The organism is Piscirickettsia salmonis LF-89 = ATCC VR-1361, from assembly GCF_000297215.2.
Lineage (GTDB): Bacteria > Pseudomonadota > Gammaproteobacteria > Piscirickettsiales > Piscirickettsiaceae > Piscirickettsia > Piscirickettsia salmonis.
In genome coordinates this window covers 1-1,847 of record NZ_AMFF02000044.1, presented here as the reverse complement: position 1 = coordinate 1,847, position 1,847 = coordinate 1, and the positions used below count along the sequence as shown (strand labels likewise).

Annotated in this window: 2 protein-coding genes; one reads left to right on the top strand and one right to left on the bottom strand. The window is 35.2% G+C overall.

What is annotated here, in order from left to right; all coding sequences use genetic code 11:
* A partial coding sequence (locus C200_RS16620; RefSeq protein ID WP_080750119.1) for a hypothetical protein occupies positions 1 to 240 on the top strand: 240 nt, incomplete at its 5' end.
* Positions 241 to 248: 8 nt separating this feature from the next.
* Here C200_RS16620 and C200_RS04835 read toward each other — a convergent pair.
* Complete coding sequence (locus C200_RS04835; protein ID WP_032126348.1) at positions 249 to 1,346, bottom strand: hypothetical protein; 1,098 nt, start codon at positions 1,344 to 1,346, stop codon at positions 249 to 251.
* Between the last annotated feature and the right edge of the window lie 501 nt (positions 1,347 to 1,847).

Here is a 1,847-nt window from a genome sequence, read left to right as displayed (position 1 = left end):
CATTTTCACGACGACTTCAACCACAGAGCGAGGAATATTATCGCGATTGGCCACATAGTAGCGCCACCAAGCTCTGCCAGTTTGGAAAAGATGTTTAAGCGTGAATTGAATCAAACTAACTATCTCATTGTGTTGATTAACAAGCGATTAATCATACAGACAACGATAAACTATACAACGGCCCTCCTAAAGTCGCGACCTGTACTCAGCGAGCCTATCCTTGTTCGCAACAGTGCCTAATCTCTCACCTATGTGTCCAATTTCATTGAACCACAATAATCATCATTATTAACAACCATATCCGGATTAGATTCAGTCTTTTTAGTATCCAAAAATAATGTTGAAGATAATAATTCTGATTCTGATTTAAGAGGAAGATCAACTTTTTTACAAAATTGTAAGTCTTTTTGTATAATAGCCTGATTCTCAAGCTTAACCTTCATCTTATCTTTTTCTTCAATATCTAACCATTGTTTAAATGTTATTTTTTTATTATCTTCATTTTCTTTAAAGGTTTGCCAGGATTCATAATTATAAATTATTTCTTGAATTTTTTTTACATTGTCACTCTCCATTAATAATTTACATGGATTTCTTTTTCCTTCAAATAAATCACTGCTATATTTTCTAATTTCAAAGGTAACACTACTGACAGGAGCTTGCGCTGTTGCTTCCATATTATCGGATTCAGGTTGCTTTAAAGGTGGAATAGCAGCCTCAATTTTAGAAGGCTTACTAGAAAGAAACATATATGGATCTTGACTATAAGACTGAGAACGTCTGTGAGAACGGCCGCGAGATTTAGGAGTAACTTTATCTGAGTTAAAAAAATAATTTTCGATATTGCTCTGTGGTTTAACTAAAGACTTTTCTTGAGGTAAAGATGGAGATGGAGATGGAGATGGAGATGGAGATGGAGATCTAATTTGAGATGAAGAACGAGATAGCCACCCAGATCCTTTTGAATTCCTTACTGATGAACTTCTTTTATTTAAAATTGCTGATCTTTTTTTTTCAATTGTAAGTGGGTTTTTTTGTATACTTACAGAGGGTTTTTCAAAGGCATTATAAGCTGTCTCACAAAAATCTTTTACGCTATTATATTTTTTATATACAGACTGAAAAGATAAACTATGATGTTCAAAAAAGTGAACATCACTTTTTTCGAAAAATGGTTGACTTGAAGAGGCAATTATTTTTCTATTTTCAAAGAAACAATTTATTTCTTCCTCGAGACTATCTTTTAATGCATTAAGCTTTAAATTATTACTGGCCGCATCTTTAGTAGCATTGCGTAGTTGTGTTTCATTATATTTAAGCGAAAATTGATCCAAAATATTTGGCATTGATAAAAAACCTATCTCTTAATACTTATTGTTCTTTATATTATTTTTATACTTCCCTAATCAATATATAAATCATTGATTTACATTAATTTTATTTAAAATTAACTAAACGCTGCGAGCCATGGAGTGCTAAGCACGGGGTGAGTAGGCCGAGGTAGGTTCGGGTTTTTAGCAGAGCGGAGTTGCGAAAGGCCGTTAGGTCTGTAGCAAGCGTAACGAGTGTCTAAAAATCTATACGAACCGTAGAGTCATGTGAGAGCACAGTAGTGGAGTGTGCCGATTCAAGGCACGTAACGCTGTGTGACGCCTACCGAGGTAGCGACGCTTACGGGATCTGTTTAAGGTTGTCGACCGCCTTAAATTAAACCACGGCTTTAGATAGATATGTTTTTGCCGCTTTACATGATTTTGCTAGATGTCATGCGGGATCGCCCTCCGTCATCTGAAGTGCAACACTCAGTAGAGAGTTCATATTCATACAGATAAACTCTCTAGTTCGCC